Annotated in this window: 14 protein-coding genes and 3 tRNA genes; 6 read left to right on the forward strand and 11 right to left on the reverse strand. The window is 38.0% G+C overall.

Translation table 11 applies throughout. The annotated features are described in order from the left end of the window. Positions 1 to 94 precede the first annotated feature (94 nt). A complete protein-coding gene (locus SANK73390_RS06110) occupies positions 95 to 574 on the reverse strand; it encodes a YehS family protein (protein WP_462764672.1) in 480 nt (159 codons plus the stop codon). A 117-nt stretch (positions 575 to 691) separates the two neighbouring features. Between SANK73390_RS06110 and SANK73390_RS06115 the strand changes: the two genes are divergently transcribed. Beyond that, positions 692 to 1,042, forward strand: coding sequence for a transposase (locus SANK73390_RS06115; protein WP_462764674.1), 351 nt, complete (start codon positions 692 to 694; stop codon positions 1,040 to 1,042). A gap of 445 nt (positions 1,043 to 1,487) precedes the next feature. Here the strand turns inward: SANK73390_RS06115 and SANK73390_RS06120 are convergent, their stop codons facing one another. After that, a complete protein-coding gene (locus tag SANK73390_RS06120; RefSeq protein WP_462764676.1) occupies positions 1,488 to 2,024 on the reverse strand; it encodes a DUF924 family protein in 537 nt (178 codons plus the stop codon). Between the two features lie 481 nt (positions 2,025 to 2,505). After that, positions 2,506 to 2,829, reverse strand: a complete 324-nt coding sequence (locus SANK73390_RS06125) for a DUF6559 family protein (RefSeq protein ID WP_462764678.1) — start codon at positions 2,827 to 2,829, stop codon at positions 2,506 to 2,508. A 385-nt stretch (positions 2,830 to 3,214) separates the two neighbouring features. Between SANK73390_RS06125 and SANK73390_RS06130 the strand changes: the two genes are divergently transcribed. Beyond that, on the forward strand, positions 3,215 to 3,559 hold the full coding sequence (locus SANK73390_RS06130) for a 5-carboxymethyl-2-hydroxymuconate Delta-isomerase (protein ID WP_462764680.1): 345 nt from the start codon (positions 3,215 to 3,217) through the stop codon (positions 3,557 to 3,559). 113 nt (positions 3,560 to 3,672) lie between these two features. On the opposite strand, the gene SANK73390_RS06135 is transcribed toward SANK73390_RS06130, so the two are convergent. The 4 genes from SANK73390_RS06135 to SANK73390_RS06150 all read right to left on the reverse strand — a co-directional run bounded on the left by SANK73390_RS06135 (position 3,673) and on the right by SANK73390_RS06150 (position 8,881). Further along, on the reverse strand, positions 3,673 to 4,278 hold the full coding sequence (locus SANK73390_RS06135) for a DUF998 domain-containing protein (RefSeq protein WP_462764681.1): 606 nt from the start codon (positions 4,276 to 4,278) through the stop codon (positions 3,673 to 3,675). Between the two features lie 311 nt (positions 4,279 to 4,589). Next, positions 4,590 to 5,417: a GH12 family glycosyl hydrolase domain-containing protein gene (locus SANK73390_RS06140; protein ID WP_462764683.1), complete on the reverse strand. Its 828-nt coding sequence runs from the start codon at positions 5,415 to 5,417 to the stop codon at positions 4,590 to 4,592. Positions 5,418 to 5,840: 423 nt separating this feature from the next. Next, on the reverse strand, positions 5,841 to 7,274 hold the full coding sequence (locus tag SANK73390_RS06145) for a serine hydrolase domain-containing protein (protein ID WP_462764685.1): 1,434 nt from the start codon (positions 7,272 to 7,274) through the stop codon (positions 5,841 to 5,843). Positions 7,275 to 7,906: 632 nt separating this feature from the next. Then, positions 7,907 to 8,881 carry a transposase gene (locus tag SANK73390_RS06150; protein ID WP_261593416.1) on the reverse strand — a complete coding sequence of 325 codons (975 nt, stop codon included), beginning with the start codon at positions 8,879 to 8,881 and terminating at the stop codon, positions 7,907 to 7,909. A gap of 42 nt (positions 8,882 to 8,923) precedes the next feature. Between SANK73390_RS06150 and SANK73390_RS06155 the strand changes: the two genes are divergently transcribed. Then, positions 8,924 to 9,172, forward strand: coding sequence for a hypothetical protein (locus SANK73390_RS06155; protein ID WP_462764687.1), 249 nt, complete (start codon positions 8,924 to 8,926; stop codon positions 9,170 to 9,172). Between the two features lie 196 nt (positions 9,173 to 9,368). Here SANK73390_RS06155 and SANK73390_RS06160 read toward each other — a convergent pair whose 3' ends face one another. Further along, entirely contained in the window at positions 9,369 to 12,647 is a 3,279-nt protein-coding gene (locus tag SANK73390_RS06160) for a hypothetical protein (protein ID WP_462764689.1), read from the reverse strand. Between the two features lie 349 nt (positions 12,648 to 12,996). On the opposite strand from SANK73390_RS06160, the gene SANK73390_RS06165 reads away from it, so the two are divergent. The 3 genes from SANK73390_RS06165 (at position 12,997) to SANK73390_RS06175 (ending at position 16,576) form a co-directional block, all read left to right on the forward strand. Next, a complete protein-coding gene (locus tag SANK73390_RS06165; protein ID WP_462764690.1) occupies positions 12,997 to 14,310 on the forward strand; it encodes a Na+/H+ antiporter NhaC family protein in 1,314 nt (437 codons plus the stop codon). Between the two features lie 91 nt (positions 14,311 to 14,401). Then, positions 14,402 to 15,187: a nucleoside-binding protein gene (locus tag SANK73390_RS06170; protein ID WP_462764691.1), complete on the forward strand. Its 786-nt coding sequence runs from the start codon at positions 14,402 to 14,404 to the stop codon at positions 15,185 to 15,187. Positions 15,188 to 15,523: 336 nt separating this feature from the next. Continuing rightward, positions 15,524 to 16,576 carry a hypothetical protein gene (locus tag SANK73390_RS06175; RefSeq protein WP_462764692.1) on the forward strand — a complete coding sequence of 351 codons (1,053 nt, stop codon included), beginning with the start codon at positions 15,524 to 15,526 and terminating at the stop codon, positions 16,574 to 16,576. Between the two features lie 275 nt (positions 16,577 to 16,851). Here the strand turns inward: SANK73390_RS06175 and SANK73390_RS06180 are convergent. The 3 genes from SANK73390_RS06180 to SANK73390_RS06190 all read right to left on the reverse strand — a co-directional run bounded on the left by SANK73390_RS06180 (position 16,852) and on the right by SANK73390_RS06190 (position 17,138). Beyond that, a tRNA-Leu gene (locus tag SANK73390_RS06180) sits at positions 16,852 to 16,938 on the reverse strand. Between the two features lie 35 nt (positions 16,939 to 16,973). Next, positions 16,974 to 17,047: transfer RNA gene (locus tag SANK73390_RS06185), tRNA-Cys, on the reverse strand. Positions 17,048 to 17,062: 15 nt separating this feature from the next. Next, positions 17,063 to 17,138: transfer RNA gene (locus SANK73390_RS06190), tRNA-Gly, on the reverse strand. Between the last annotated feature and the right edge of the window lie 11 nt (positions 17,139 to 17,149).

Consider the following 17,149-nt stretch of genomic DNA (forward strand, 5'->3'; position numbering starts at 1 on the left):
AATAAGGCACAAATAACGCACACATCAGTCGCTGCACCTTTAATGCTTAACCCAGCTTAGACTTAATAAAGCTAAACCTCTGTTTAGCGTTTTATCATGATTCGGTTTTATGACTATTTGGGCGCAACTGATGTTGAAGGCCAAGTAAAAAGTTTCTAAGAATTTGGTCTTTACACTCTCTGTAGTGCTTATTTTGAGGCTTGCGAAAAAACGCACTGAGTTCATGCTTACTTAACCGAAAATCGACACATTGCAGGGTCTCTAAAATATCTTCAGCTTTGAGGTTCAAAGCAATACGTAACTTTTGAAAGACAATATTATTGCTTAACTTATCTTCAGGTTTAGGCTGCTCACCTTCGCGCTTACCACGCTTTAAATTAATGAAACCATTAAGGAATACAGCTAATTCAGTATCGCTAAGTTCAACGAAAGACTCTTCCTCTTCTTTTTTCAGCCATTGAGAGACTTGTGCATTGGTTACATTAACATTTGCTAAAGAGAAAATTTCAGTCATTACATTATCTTTTAAATCAAATATATAGCGAATACGTCGTAAAATATCATTGTTGGTCAAAATAGTTCCTAGTCTTAGGTAAATCCAGCACTATCAACATAATTACTGGCAAACTTGGATTTTATCAGATTAGTGGTTTACTCCCTACTAATTATGTCAACTGGCTAACTAATTGTAATGCCCAATAAGTTAGCTAGAAACACTCTCTCTGCCTTTGTGCATTTTGCAAACAAAATATTTAAAGCTTTAGCCTATGTTACTGACAGTGAGTGGCTAGTTATTGATGGAAGCATTGTAAGGACACATCAGCATAGTAGTGGAGCACAAAGTAAAAAGAACGAATCGAGTGGTAAAAGCCGTAGTGGTTTTTCAACGAAAATTCATTTAGCCATTGATAGCTTTCATTTTGAAATAGCAGGAGGTCAAAGAAACGACTTTGTGATGCCTGAAAGTTTGATAGCCAATTCACCTAAAAGCGAATACGTCATTGCCGATAAAGGTTATTACAATCAATTAGAGACTTTTTAACAGAGCAAACGGGCGGTAAAGCAGTGATACCTCGGCGTAAAGGTAATACTAAGAAAAACAAAGAGATGGATTGGTGTCTATATAAATACCGTCACCTAGTTGAAAATGCTTTTGCCAAAATTAAACATTTTAAAGCTATTTCAACAAGGTACGTTCATATTTACTGTAAAATAGTATGATGCAAACATTCTGACCATTTTACTTAATTGTTGGTACAGCTTAAAAAGACCGTTACTTAAAAAGAGCAAATCAAACTTTTCCAGCCACGTACTATTTGTTGGCCTATCTATATGCCGTATGCTACTTGCTTAACTGCCGCATCGACAGAGGCAGTAAACAAGTTTGTTTACTGATTTAAAACTGACTGTCACCGTGCAAAAATAGCCAAGATAGAACATTATTGCCTATTAACATAATTAAGGCCTATATGTGTTAAGTTGTAGCTCTAGAAGCTTGAATTTGGCTGACGCAAAAACTCCAACTCTTCTTTTGTTGAACTACGGTTTAACATTGCATTTCGATGCGGATAACGACCAAACCTGTCAATTATAGCTTTGTGCTTGTGTTCAAAGTCGAGACTGCTAAGTATCCCTACAGACTCAAATAGCTTAACTGCCTCCGTATGAATTAATTTCGATTCGCTGTGCATAAAAGGCATATAAAGAAACGTTCTTTGAACATTAGATAGATGTGAATCAAGCCCCTTTGAAATTGCAAACTGAGCTAACGCTAGCGCCATGAAATCACATGCAAATGACTCTGGTTTATCTCGGTAAATATTGCGAGAAAATTGGTCTAAAATAATGACTTCAGCTAAAGAGCCAATCGCGCTATCACGCCACATAAACAATTCACCTGCTTTGGCTTGATGGTGTAACTCGCCAAAACGAGTTTGAATCATAAGATCCAAACTTGAGCTTTTTCCCCACCACTGCCGTGGTTCAAGTTCATTAAACCAAAAATCAACAACTTTACTCTTCATATTCGCCCTTTTCTATATAAACCATTGTGCAATATAACGAGCCTGTAGAATTACTCGTTTTAATTTATTGGTGCCTCAACCTGAGCTGAGTTACTATTTTGATTCAATCGATTAGAGGCTTTCCACTTGACATTCAGGAGTAGCTTGAAACGCAGTGATAATATTTGGTATCCGACAAACTGATTGCCGCCTCCTGCTAATCCGATCGCCTTATCCTTAAAGCATGCAATTATTTTTGAAGAACTTACAGCATAGCAAGCTAATTAAAATTTCAAATTTGCCTACCTGCCCATAAAATTAGCCTAAAGCCTGCCTAAAATTCGATCTTTTATTTGGCATTAATCACTGCTGCCACCACCTGAACCATCATATCCAGAATCACTATAGCTAGAAAATGAATCTAAGCTATTTAAGTACTTGGAATTGAGATTTCCTGCAGAGTGTAACAAACACGATAAATTGAATGATTTTTTCTTTTTATTTAAAAAAGAACACCGATTATTTCTGTTCTTAATTCTTTGTAATCAAGCTTGGGATATAAGTTGGTAAACTCACTCTCTGAGCAAAACATTGCATAAGCATATTTTTCTCGTTTGATGTTTTTTAACAGGCCTGTACCTAATTGAGTTATTCTAAGGACTTGAGCTACTTGATCACGGCTGAAGCTTTCCTGCTCTTTGAATCTCATCTTCAATTGTATTGGCATTTCTATTGAGTATTTCTTAATTAATTTCTTATTTCGATATTTAAATAAACTTGAAATCATCCACGAACCTCTTTTTGCCTTTTCTTTTGTAGTGGTCAACTAATTTTGGCCACAGTTTTTGAATGCCTGTCCATAAAATTTGTTAATACTTCAACCATAGCCGAGTTCCTATTTTGGTTCAATCGTTTACTGCAATTGCGCATTCACTTTCATTTGACGCGTATGGTCAGTTGATCCATTTATACTGCTCTGATAGCACTATTAATCTTAAACACCTATTACTTAATAATGATCATTTTTGCTGGTTTGTTAATGACTTATTCCAGACTATCTATCGTGATTTCCTCCTTGCCATTCACTATTGGTTATCGTTTAATAATAGTCAGTTATTAAGCGGTGATCTGTCTACGGAGGGCTTCTCCTGATAAGTCAACACCCATGTTAGGCGAACACAAAATCATCAACCATAAAAAGGAGATAAATCATGCCACACTTTGTTATGGACTGCTCTGAGGAGATCCTCAAATTTTATGATGAAGAATTTATTATTGAACAAATTCATTTAGTCGCAATTGCAAGCGGCCTGTTTGATGAAAATGAAATAAAAGTTAGGATCACCCCTTTCAAAAAATATTCGGTAGGTAATAAGCGAGAAAACTTCATTCATATTTTTGCTCACATTATGCAAGGGAGAACAACAGAACAAAAATCAAAGTTATCTCTTCAAGTAGTTTCAAAACTTACAACTATGTTTCCAGATGTGCCTAATGTGGCAATGAATATTAGCGACTTCGAAAAGGCTACTTACTGTAATAGAGCAATGCTGTAGAGTATTGTTTACCAAGTAGCCAGAGGCCAGTAACCTCCAGCCCCTAGAAAGTCACTTCAGCTCAGTGAGTCTTGATTGACATCGCAGCGTTAGAGCCTTTTACGAGTTTACAACTACGCCAACACTAATGAAAAAGTACTTAACCAAATTAGCTGAATTCCATAAGAAATACGTTGATAGATACCCATACCACTTTGTGATTTGATAGCTTTAGCCATGGCAAATAGATAATAAACAGCTGCAATAACAGATATCACAGAAAAAATACGAAAGTATAGAGGATTCATTGCAGTTGTTGGGCTTATGGCTATTAATATTGGGGCCACAACGAGTGAAAGCAACATGATAAAACCAGCCCAAGAGTGCACCTGACAATTAAAAGTTGGATTTTTAGTAAATGGATCAGCGTCCATTGGAAAGTAACCTGCCACCCATGTACCAATACCATGCGCTATCACTAGCCAGCCAGTTATATTAACTAAAATAGACAGATTTGATAGTTGCACCAAATACCAACCAAAAAAGCAAAACAGAAAACCTAAAGGGTAATTATTAATTATTGGAGACAATTTTTCTGTTGGGCTTCCAGTTGCACCCAGTTCACTACAAAACTGTTTTGAGTGACTATAACCTGGGTAGAATCGGCTTACTACGTATACACCTATAAATATCCAAATTGTTGCAATTAACCCTGAATAGATCGCAAGACTTTCAAACACCACCAAAATCCTTTTTTGTAAACTAACGAGTGTATAGAATTACTCATGCTTTAATTTATCATTTTTAATACATTAACCATAGCTGAGTTCCTATTTTAGTTCAATCGTTTACTTCGATACCATATTAAATAAAAAAATGTCACTTGCCGTTGTTTCAGTTAGCTTTTTTAAAGGTATTAGCAGAACGATTTAACTAGGAGCCCGAACTCTAAGGTTTAACACACTGGCAACTTACAATAGAAATTGAACTAGTTTAATAACATAATTTAGGCTGAGGCAGAGCTCTGAACACCTCAACGTTTGTTAGAGATTTACTCATAAAGTACACTAAACTCTTTTACCCACGCGATTCCAGAGCCGCTCATGATCTCATTTCCTAACTCTACATCTGCTATAAATAGGTTTTGCGAAATCAACCTCTCGTTGATAGCATATTTTAAAAGTTTAAGTGCCGGGATATTAGCTGACATCATGAGTTTTTTAGCTCTAAATGAAACATTTACCCACTTGTTATCATTTACACCCGACTTGTCGTCCCAGTCTTTCTGATGCCAAACTTCCCAAGTAGTATCATTAACCATGATTTCACCGAGTTTTTGACCCGCTGGATTAAAATGCCCAATAGTGGAATATGTCCAGAACATAATTTCAGCAGCAATGACTGATTTATTAGGTTCCGAACCGTTATACTCTTCAGTAATAAGCCACATAGTTGTAGCTATATTATGCTCTCCGTTTGTTTTAACTTCGATTTGGTATGAAACATCTAGTTTTTTAAGTTCAGAAATTTTTAAGGGAAACGAAGTGTCGAACTTTGGCTCAGGCGCCCAAGGTGAAGCACCAATTTTAATTTGAGGCTGGGAATAGATAACTCTGCGCCCGAATGGCCATGACCAAGACCAACCAAATTGAACCTCACCATCAATTGTTCTCTTTTCTAGACATTGGCTCCAATCATCACTCTGTGCAGCCGTTTTATTCCAAACATTATTGGTCAGTATCCCTTGCTTAGAATAAACAGTAGAGTAGTCATCACAAGTGATCGTAACTGAGTCAGGCTTAATCCATACCCTTTTTTGCTCAGCCTCCCCTGTACAAGATAAAAGAAGAGGCAAAAGTAATATAATTATATTCTTCAAAATGACTCGTCCTGCATTTAGAAAATACATAAAAAGCAGAGTACTCAAGGCTTCAAATTTGAGTATTTGTTCATGTTTAATTTTTGGAGGCTGAGGGTTTGAGACCTCCGGCTACCCAATTAGAAATTACTAGCACAATATAAAGTGCATTGAGGTAAGGTTTGTTGCTTCAGAATACTTTTTAATCAAATGTATGTGTCACCATTAGTGCTATCATCGCTAAGTAGTTACTATAAAGTATTATGAAGTAAGCGATATGACCCCTTTATTCTATAAGATCACAGTAGACAAGATGAGTTAAATTTACTTAGTATTGTTCAAAATACGTTCGCATTCTTGCCCTGACCTATTACTCTTACAGCTCCAATTTATCTGTCCAAGTAACGTAAAAACCTGAAAGGACAGTCTCACTTTAAAAAAGCACTAGCTACATATACGCACTCTATTTTCTGCATTTTTTGCAAACTGGTGCTCGCATGCTCGCTGCAAATTTAATTTGGCTTGTGAAGAATTTGGAAACTCATTATTGATAAAAGCAAACAATTTCAAAGAATCACTTGCGATATTAGCCCAAAGAAGCTCAAACGCTAATGACGATAAGCTTTGCTCGTTAAAATCAAAATTGTTTTTTTCAGCCTTTAAACTGTTAAATATATGATTAAAGTTACCAGAAACCACGCCTTTGATTAAAGATAAAGTTAGATCATTTTTACGATTAGGAGCACCTTGACCATATAAAACACTTGCAATATCGAGAGTAAGTTGCTGTTTCAAAAAATAGCTTATACCTGTATTACTTAGAATAATAATGCTGTGCTTATCATCTATGAAGCGAGTCATCATTGCGCTATACCCATCAAACTTTCCATCATACGTGTGGGCATTAACTTCGAGGCTTTGGGTAATAGGGATATTTTCTATGCGCCAACTGTAAGGGTGTTGTGGGGAAAATAAACGTTTTTTGCTTTTATCACTTAGAAAATCATCTCCATATAGTGCCAAATCAAACCTATGGAGATCATTTACACTTGTGTAAATGCTTGCCCCAGCGCCAAATAAAGACATATTCTTTGAGATTTGTTCTTGGTATCCTCCGCCTACTTTCCATTGATAGCCCCTGACTTTATCCGCATATGATTGGAAGCCAAGTGCAACACCAGATTCCATCATATTTAATGGTTCATAAATATACTTTTGAATACTCCTTAAATATGATTCTTTAGTCGATTTTTCTATAATTTTTCCCAACAAAAAATATCCTAGATTTGAATAAAGATAGTCTCCACCGGGGTCAAATAAGGGAGATAGCTTTGCAATTAAACTCGTAAATTCCAGCTCCGAAGTTTTTCTATGAAAATCTTCATTAAACCACCCGTCGATAGCAAAATGATTAGGAAGACCCGAAGTGTGACTTAAAAGGTGATGTAAGGTAACCTTTTTACCTGACGCATTATTAAACTCTGGAAAATAATCTGCGAGAGTCGAATCGAGTTTTAGTTTTCCTTGCTCTTCTAGTTTAAGTACCAATGCTGCGGTTATTGGCTTGCTTAATGAAGCTATTTGAAAAGAGTCATTATTCTTGATCCGTTTATCTAATAGACGATCAGCTAACCCATAAGAACCTTCGTATATAACTCTTCCCGACTTTGCAACCAAAATTACACCGCCATCAAATGCATGACTGGAAACATAACTATCAACAATTTTGTTAATTTTTGCACTGTTAGTGCTTGGTTTAATAAGTCCTTCTTCTGGGCTTTTTTCAGCAAATAAACTGAATGATATGGAAGCTCCAACCAAAAAAATCCACTTTTTAAAACCTACCACCTGACTAACCCTTTGTTTATTAAGACTCATTAAGCCATAACATTTTAGTATTTATGCGACACGCAATTTGTATTGCATAATCGATTGTGAACTGTGCTGCAAGCCACTCGGTGTAACAGAGTTGGTCTTATTTATGCTATGGGAATTTATTTTTAGCGGCTCTACCTAAATCAGCTAGTTTAATCTGCTTACTTATTATAATTTTAGTTTCCCTACATTGCTCAACGTTTATTTTTACCCCATTACATCTAATTTCTTACACTTAAACAATGGTAATTGTCTTAAGCGCATACGTTAGTAGACTGAGTAATTAAGCATTTGACTTAATGCAGCAACCGTAACTGCTAGCTAACCTACTATATGCTTAAAAAAGTTCAAGTTAAATAAGGAAATGGAAAAAGTAGGCTGCGATGCGATCGCAATAAGAGAGCCTCACTATGCAAAAATAAAAAGACAGCCATAAAAATAAAAAGACAGCCATAATTAAATTCAAACTATTATCATTTAAAGCCAGTACGTTTGATATTTTTACGCCAAAAGTACTTTTTCGCTGCAATTTTTAGCTCAATCAGGCGGGGGTTGGTGATAATTGCAAAGTATCAAGCGCAGCTTTACCTACCTTGCAGCATTATTGTGGTTTACTTTGTGGATGCTAAATTGGCTTAGCCGAGTAGCTTTTCGCATTGACTGAAACTGGTTCGCCGTTTTACCTCTAAATGCGTGTAGTAGTCATCAAGCTTGTTAGTTCGCCCCACAGCACCTTTAAATACTTTGGTGAATTGTGTTGTGAGCTTTAGCCAATTTTCGGGCGCTATGCTTAGTCGCTCTAAAATAGGCAGTGTGCGCTGCTCTATGTGCCCGCGTTTATCTTCTCTCATGCAGCGGCCTGTTAGCTCAACCAGCTCAAGGTATGACTTAAGTTCAAAGGGGAGACCTTTGGGCATGTGTTTTCTTGGGCTTCCTGCAAAACGGGCGAGTTGCTTGGGTTGTTTAGCGTCTTTGGCTGCTCTAATTCGCTTTTGAACGCTGGTGTGTGCAGAGTCTTCTGGTGTTTTTGCCATTTTAGCTCTGATGGGGTTTAGGTCAACATAGGCCATACATGCAGCCAGCGCCGCTTCATCAAGCAGAGCTTGCGATTTAAAGCGCCCTTCCCAAAATCGGCCTGTGCAGTTATCTTCTTTATTGGCTTTTCTGGCAATGTCTTCGTTGAGCACGCGCATAAACCAGCTGATATCAGCAAGTCGAGTGCGATAATCTGCAATGGTACGATTTAAAAAGAATTGTTGCGCTTTATCCAGCTTATCCCCTTGCAAATATTTTTGCGTAAGCAGTGTACCTTTAAATAATTTGTGCCAACGAATAAGTATGGCTTTATCATTCAGTCTATTGGCTTTTTTATCATCAACATACAAAACAATATGGGTATGATTGCTCATCACAGCATAAGCACACACATCAATACAAAATACTTTGGCAAGTGCCAGTAGTTTATCTTCTACCCATTGCCTGCGGTGCTCATAACTTTTGCCAGTTACTGTATCGTCACCACACAAAAAAGCACGGCGAACACACCGTGAAATACAGTGATAGTATTTTGTATCAACTAGACTAACCTGCCTTTTACGTGCCGTTGCCATGAGACTTGCCTACCTTTTGAATAGATAGATAAAAGATAGGCAATGACTGAAAAACGAGCAAATAAAAGTGGGTGCCTGGTTTATTTTTGTTTATTTCCAGGTAGATATGAACGTGGCGAGGCTGTACCTACAATGCAAACTTGGCAAAAACTTAATGAAGCCCTCTTTGGTGAAGAAGCTGAAGGTGATGAAATACCACCTTTTAATTCGTCACTTGAAACCGCCACCGTCGAAGAACTGGTGGAAGAGCTTCAAGCTCGTGGTGCAACCAAAGTAAATTTAATTTTCTAATGAATAACAATGAGGTGAAATACATCTCTGAGCTTCTTAAAACCCTAACGAATGATATGGACCCACTGTAGTGGCCAAATTTATTGTGCCACTACAGTCACAACATAAGTATATTGCCAAGATCCCCATCCAATATGATGGAGCTCTTTAAGTTTATGTTGTTATCGGTTTAACAAATAAATCATGAAAAAATAAATTAACGACTTTCCTGAACAATAAACTGAAATTCACATTGTAAACCTCGACATTCATTATGTGGAATAAATACAGCAACACCTTGAATATTTGTTAGTGCCATATCACCACTTTTTATTTGGAAGTGATCATGTCCGACCTCGATAATAGTAAAATCACATCGCCAAGTAAATGAACCGCAATTTGATGAGATACTTCGCCTAAGTTTCTTATCAATGTTATCACTGACTACACCAATAGGAGATTTATGGCCTAGATCAACATCAATAAACTTAATACCTTGATAGCCATTATCAAGATCTTCAACCCAAAAATCGCACTTATTAGCATTACAGTCACTTGCTTCTCGCGTGGTCAGCTTTAACGGATATCCATGTCTAGCAATATTCTGAACAAATAGCGGTAACCCAGTCGCAACGTGCTTAATGCGATATTTCTTTTGTGATTCAACACGTCGAGGCGTTCCTAGCACACATTCATCAACCAGTGTTGATCCAATTAGTTCATTAAATTGGCACTTATCAAAAAGTTCAGGAGTATTTCCCATCATAAGCCTGAGTGGCTGCATTGGTTGACGACGTTTATCCATCTGCGTAGTTACATCTTGAGAAATCAACGCTGCTACAGATAAGGGTGTAAAATGGTTCTCGCTATCATGACATTCAAGGCAAAAGCTGTTCTTACTGCTATCAGGCCTCTGCATATCCCAAAACAATGGCCCTTCTGGAAATAACAGTATTTGCCTTAATGAGTGGTCATCAGTTTTGCTAAATAACAATGAGTTTGCTGCTTTTTCTTTAGCAAAGCCATGCTCTTCAGTATAATTATGTAAACATGCGTAACGTGAGAATAGTTTAGCGCTTATTGATTTTGAAACCACTTCATGGGTTGTTGCTCCATATTTATTCGCTTCATTCCACCATTTTTCATTGTCTTGCTTGGTATTAATACCAACTATGGTGCCATGACCATGATTACATACAGACTCTAAATCAGGACGATATGCAAATACTTTAAATTCATCAACCCAACCACGAATGCCATCAGCACTTCCTTTAAGAGAACCTAGGACAGTATCTCCAGCAGAAAATGGCTGATGTATAGGTGTATTCCACTGTGTTAAAAGGTAACCATTTAAAAAAACATCTATCTTAACGGTTCCACCCTCAACTTTATTCACCTGTAAAGCAATGTGGCGCCATTGTTTGTCAGTAAAGGCAAAAGCGGTTAAATCGACTTCAAAAACGTACCCAATTTTCGTGCTTCCTTCTACAAGATAGCTGAGTGTTTTATGTGATAGACGCAAAGTTGATTGATCAGCAAAGGTTAACAATGTTTTGCTTTCCTCACTATCATTTTGTCGAGGATCAACAAACAAAGTAATAAACGCTTCATCTAACGCTTTTCCTATACTAAAACTGACACCCGATTCTCCATCTAGCCATAGTCCTTTGCCAATAATGCCACCTTTAGCAATGGGTTCAATTCTCACATTACCATGGGTGTATCCATAGTTCGGTGTAAAATCATTAGAGCCAGTTGCTGCATTTTGAATTCGAGGCGCCTCATAATCAGAGAACGTAGAATCTCCATACCTAAAAAAACCTTTCCCACCAAAATTATAACGAGTTTGAAAACCATCATTATGACGCATGTGAAGATGATTCCTTATTTCCCACCTCTTTATTGGCCCTTCATCTTCAATGTCATGAGTCAATGATGCATTCATATTTGCAACAATAACGCTATGTTTATTGATAAAATCATCAAACGCAACATCAGCTGTGCCACGACCTGTACTTAAATGCCAAACAACATCTCGTGGCGTACTTGGCACCATGTTTGAGTTATAGTTAAATAGATTTTCAAGTGAATCAATAAACGTTGTATTTTTAGCCCCCATTAATGGTAGTTTGTCCCGCTCCGTGCTTCGAGCTGATCCAACAACTTCCATAACATCTTGGCCCTGCACATCTCGGTATAGTGTTAAATACTTATGATTTGTTGTACTCAGACCATAATCTGAGTTAGCGAATGCGCCATCCAGTAAAACCATTTTACCATTAGTCCACGCACCCATGGCAACAACACCTTGGGTATGAAGCCCAGATTCAACCCGACTTACAGCTTCTGAACAACCTTCTGCACAGCTAGTTTTATAACGCGTATATTCCACTCCATGATTACTGTAATTTAACATCGAGCGAATTGCGGTAAAAAAAACATTCCGTCCTTCTCTATCAACCCACGGGTAAGTACCTTTAATTGGTTCACCATCTTTGATCAAACTGCCTTCAGGGTCGCGAAACTGTCGTTGAGCAAAGCCGTATTTATTCTTTACTAAGGAATGAAACGGCGCATGAGAAATAGGATAAGGTCCTTGTAACTTGGTAATATCACATGCATTCTCACTTTCAGGAATTACCGCATAAACCATATCGTATAAACCCGACTTTTCTGTACCGTCGTCGGTTTTCCATTTTAATGGTTTGGTATCTCTCCCTTCATTAATTCTAAAAACAAACAATCGACCATCAGCAGTCACCATTGGCTCTAAAAACCGACTGACATCAGGCATTAGATTACTTTCAACATCGTCTTGGCTGTTATAAGTTACTTTAACAATCTTGGCATTTTTTGTTTTAGGGTATTGCACTTCTACACTAAACTTCGAGCGCACTACTTTAGTACCGCTCTTATCTGTCTTGGAACCAATCGCAGACAGTTCATAACAATCATTTTCTGGGTTGCTACTACATTGTTTTGGATTTGATACAGTATTATTATCAGAAAAGACCGAGCTGCCATCACACAATGCTAGGTGATGCCCATGACCAATATTTTCTAACCTCAGATCACTTAAAAAGCCTTTAGGAATACCTGGCTCTAAGGTACTAAAAGGCCGCTCAACAGCTTCAGGGCGAAGCACTGTCAAATTACGAGGGTTGCCAGTACCTAATCGTTTTAAAAAAAGTCCAATTCGACCGTCATTGCTAGTTCGAATGGCTGGAATATGAGGAGCGGTGTATTGAAACTCTTTTTTACCTTCCTTATTTGTTATTGCTTCAATCCCTGTCGTTTTGATATTCAAAGTAGGAGGTTCTGGTATCACGACTGGCTCATTTAGAGGCTCAAAAACTCCAACTTCTTGTCCATAGGTATAAAAAGAAAGTAAGGTAACTATTAACAAGGTAAACTTACTCAATCGCTTTAAACTTATAGGAAATAAATTACTTACACCTTCCATATCAATACCATTAGAAATAACAACTTCTATCACAAAAAATATACCATATCAAATGTGCATTCCCCTTTTCTCGTTTTTAAAATAGAGGATAACCAAGCCGTGAATAGAGATAACGATGTTGATACTTTGCTGCATTACTTTTTTAAACCCACCCTAACACTTAACACCTAACACCTAACACCAACCAAATACTTCTTAAACGACTTTAATGCTTAAATAAACGCTATTGCCGTATTTTCCATGTAAATAACCGCATTAAAGTTTGACAAACCATCTAGCCATCTATACATTCACACATCTTTCATACCTCTTGTATTATGCGCTCAAATATGTAAACAATGAATGCATAATAAAAACAACTATTTATTGATATGAGGTTTACATGTCAACGTCTGTAAACAAATTGGCAGCTAAGTTGTCACTGCTTCCTTTGCTCACCTTTGTGGTGCTATTTTTAGGTGCCGGCTTATACTTACAATCGCAAGGTGTTGATTATGCGTTTTATCAACTACCTGCGCCAGTTGCCATCTTACCTGCCATCGTTATCGCATTTTTAGTTAATAAAGCAAGCATTAACCAAAGCGTTGAAACGTTTATTAAAGGCGCTGGGCACAATAACATTATTACCATGTGTCTCATTTACCTCCTAGCTGGTGCCTTCTCTGCTGTAGCAGGTGCCACAGGTGGCGTTGATGCTGTGGTCAATGCTGGTTTATCGTTTATTCCTGCATCGTTTTTATTACCTGGCTTATTTTTAATTTCAGCCGTGGTTTCTACCGCTATGGGCACCTCTATGGGCACCATAGGTGCCATTGGCCCAATTGCGTATGCAGTGTCTTTAAAAACCGGTATTGACCCCGCGTTGATGGCAGGTACCATTGTATCGGGCGCTATGTTTGGTGATAACTTGTCAATTATTTCTGATACAACAATTGCCGCAACGCGCACGCAAGGCTGTGAAATGAAAGACAAGTTTAGAGAAAACCTAAAAATTGCACTCCCCGCAGCCATATTAACCGTATGCTTATTAGTATTTTTAACACCCGAACCACAGGCAGTAGCAGCTAAACCATTTGATTGGCTACTGGTATTGCCTTATGCGTTTATTTTAGTGTTAGCGGTCGCTGGCATGAACGTATTTGTCGTACTATTTAGCGGTATTATTTTTGCCGCAGCCATGGGGTTTGTTGGCGATTATCAAGCAGGCAGCTTTGTTAAAGACATCTACAAAGGCTTTAGCGATATGCAAGAAATATTCTTGCTATCAATGTTTATTGGTGGCTTGTCTGAATTTATTCGCATCAACGGTGGCTTAGATTACCTAGCGCAAAAAATACAAAAATTAACTGCAATTATTGCCAAATGGCATAGAAAAGTGGCTGATCAACTAGGTATTGCGGCGTTAGTTTTAGTCAGCAATTTATGTATTGCTAACAATACCGTCAGCATTATTGTTGCAGGCCCAGTTGCCAAAAAGCTAGCTGATGATGGTGAAATTAGCGGTAAACGTTCAGCAAGTTTGCTCGATATTTTTGCTTGTGTAATGCAAGGATCATTACCATATGGCGCTCAAGCACTATTATTGGGAGCGACTTTTAAAATCAGTCCTTGGGACGTGTCTACCTCCTCATTTTACTGCTTTATTTTAGCATTTACGGCTATTTCAGTAATTTGTTTGCGCAGAAATAAAGTCTAAAGCATACATTCACGCTTACCAATACGCTCGCTTTTTGAGCGTATTGTCTATACTTCTTGTCAGTGATGCGCTCAAGGCTATGGATACTGACATGAGATACTTTTATATAACCTTGCTAAATATATTCTTATTCATGCTAACTCCTGTTTTGTACGCAGCAAATTGGAGTAAAACACAACTACATATTAATCATGGCCAGCTCGATAACCCATTTACAAAACAACAAGCAATGACCACTATTTATTCATTGCAACACGCATCTGGTCACGATTTCGGCGATACTTTCTTTTTCATTGATTACCTTGATGACAACTTAATAGATGGCTTTAACGATAGAGACTTTTACGGTGAAGCCTATGCCACTTTTAGTACTAAGGCGATGTTTGACTGGCAATATAATGTGTGGCGTTTAAAAGATGTGGGGTTTGTAATGGGTATCAATGCAGGCGGCGATACCAAAGTTATGAAGTACTTACCAGGCATTAAGTTAAGTTGGGAGGTTCCCGGGTTTAACTTTTTAAGCACGACTATCACAGGTTACTTTGATAACAACGGTGGACTTAAAAAACAAGGCGCACCCCAAACTAACAATAGCTTTATGTTGGACTTAGCTTGGGGATACCCTTATCAGCTTGGTTCGCATAAGTTTTATTTTACAGGTCATGCCGAATATATAGGCTCGCGACGTGATGAAACAGGTAAATATGTGAATAACTGGATATTAGCGCAAATGATCTTTCAATGGGATTTAGGTCATACTCTGGGTAATAAAAGTGACACGCTAATGTTAGGCATCGAATGGCAAGTCTGGCGTAATAAATTAGGTACATCCGTGAATGAATCATCACCACAACTACACTTAGCTTGGACATTCTAGTTAACCTTAATCCAAGATAACAATAGCAAATAAACTCAGATGAATACTGCGCTAGAGCAAGGGTTCATTCAGCTTGATAAAAAAGAGTGAGCTTCGCTAAACATACTCTTTGCGGTGTAAAACTTCCTGCTTTAAATGATAAAACACTAACTTTAAACTGTTCAGTTTACCCTCACTATCAAGCCACGGTAGTAACTCAAACTTAAATATGATTGCAACTGTTGTAATGTCCAGTAATACACATAAGTCATGTTTTGAGCTTAAATGAACAACCTATATTGCAAGTTAAACTCAATTCACATCAGCAAAAATTTATGACTATCAAGGAGCATAGCAATGTCGCATATTACCTTTAAAACACCCACTTTTCTTGGTGGAGAAACTCTGCACGAGTACAGAGACCGTCAAATGTGTGAGCCGCGTTGGGCAAATGTTGTCCAAGGTGTGTCCGACCAAGACTTAAACAACAACTTTGAGTTTTTAAATAATGCTGTTTTAAATCGCAGTGCCGATAAAGAACTACTACTGACTACCACAGGCTTATTCGGTCCAATTCGCTCTGGTACTTTGGTACATTTAGATAATCAAGCAAGCAATTTTGTTGTGCAAAGTAAGCGTGCCCCAATGAACCCTGAGGCAGACCTTATTACACGCCTTAACAGGTTACATAACGAACGAACAGGCTTACCACCAAGTAAAGAATGTGCACTGTGTGTAAGTGGTTTTTGGAGCGCTGTGACAGATGGCGCAGGAATAAACGGGTTAGATGGCTCTGCCAATGTATTTGGCAGCACCGGGCAGCTCATTTGTGATATTGATGAATTAAGCTTTCCCTTACTCACTTATGGCTCCACTCCCAAATCACAACAAACATACTTAGATACCTTAGCCTATTTCGGTGGTATTTTGTTAGCACCAAAAGAAGAGTTTGCTCTAGGCTTTAATCAGGATTTATGGGGGATCCAATACGACCAAAAATTACCTCAGTACATTACAGACTATCAATTTAGCGCAACTAAAGCAGGTGGGTTATTTGTTGAACATCACCCATTTCCACACATTTGGTTACCAGCTCAAGGCAAAGATCTCGTCTTTGGCAATCACACTAAATCTCGTATTTTACTGGGCCGTAGGTTTGATAGTACACATGAAGATGATTACTACCGAACAGTTACAACGCAGCAATACCACTTTAGCATGTTTGAAATTCCTCTCGATGGCAGCGCACTGGCCATTCGGCCACAATGTATACACAACGATAGCTTTACTGAAGGCGCACAAACTGTGTTTCTAGCTAATACTCCTGCCAATACAGTGGCTTTGCGCCATAGTACGCCTATCAAAAAAATGTCAGCCGGTGGCGTTTCAGTGTGGGATTTACAAGAATAAGATCAACTATATTAAATAAATGACCAGATATTGAGACAGAGAAATGGCTTAGTTCAAAGGCAAAAATTTCGGTATGTTGTGATTCTACATAAGTCATTTTTAACACAGTTAATGAGTCATTAGGTCGCTAGAATGATCAATAATTTAATAAAATTGGTATAGTTTTATTTGAGTACAGTTATTTATCTATCGGAGTAGTTATTTCATTCATTAACATACATCAGTTTGTTTAGATGAAATATATTGAAATATTATGAACTGAATATTGAATAAGATGGTGCCCGGGGCCGGACTTGAACCGGCACGTTCTTACGAACGAGGGATTTTAAATCCCTTGTGTCTACCAATTCCACCACCCGGGCATCGGGCTGCTTGCGCATGTGGAGATTTTAATAAATGGAGGCGGAACCCGGAGTTGAACCGAGGTAGACGGATTTGCAATCCGCTGCATAGCCACTCTGCCATTCCGCCCTATTATCAAAAGTTTGGAGCGAGTAACGAGGTTCGAACTCGTGACCTCGACCTTGGCAAGGTCGCGCTCTACCAGCTGAGCTACACTCGCATCATAAATGC

Source organism: Pseudoalteromonas sp. SANK 73390 (assembly GCF_054966645.1).

Bases quoted from the DNA above. Each gene is read 5' to 3' on its own strand.
- SANK73390_RS06115 (WP_462764674.1), top strand. From the start codon at position 692: ATGCCCAATAAGTTAGCTAGAAACACTCTCTCTGCCTTTGTGCATTTT.
- SANK73390_RS06120 (WP_462764676.1), bottom strand. From the start codon at position 2,024: ATGAAGAGTAAAGTTGTTGATTTTTGGTTTAATGAACTTGAACCACGG.
- SANK73390_RS06130 (WP_462764680.1), top strand. From the start codon at position 3,215: ATGCCACACTTTGTTATGGACTGCTCTGAGGAGATCCTCAAATTTTAT.
- SANK73390_RS06145 (WP_462764685.1), bottom strand. From the start codon at position 7,274: ATGAGTCTTAATAAACAAAGGGTTAGTCAGGTGGTAGGTTTTAAAAAG.
- SANK73390_RS06150 (WP_261593416.1), bottom strand. From the start codon at position 8,881: ATGGCAACGGCACGTAAAAGGCAGGTTAGTCTAGTTGATACAAAATAC.
- SANK73390_RS06155 (WP_462764687.1), top strand. From the start codon at position 8,924: ATGACTGAAAAACGAGCAAATAAAAGTGGGTGCCTGGTTTATTTTTGT.
- SANK73390_RS06165 (WP_462764690.1), top strand. From the start codon at position 12,997: ATGTCAACGTCTGTAAACAAATTGGCAGCTAAGTTGTCACTGCTTCCT.
- SANK73390_RS06170 (WP_462764691.1), top strand. From the start codon at position 14,402: ATGAGATACTTTTATATAACCTTGCTAAATATATTCTTATTCATGCTA.
- SANK73390_RS06175 (WP_462764692.1), top strand. From the start codon at position 15,524: ATGTCGCATATTACCTTTAAAACACCCACTTTTCTTGGTGGAGAAACT.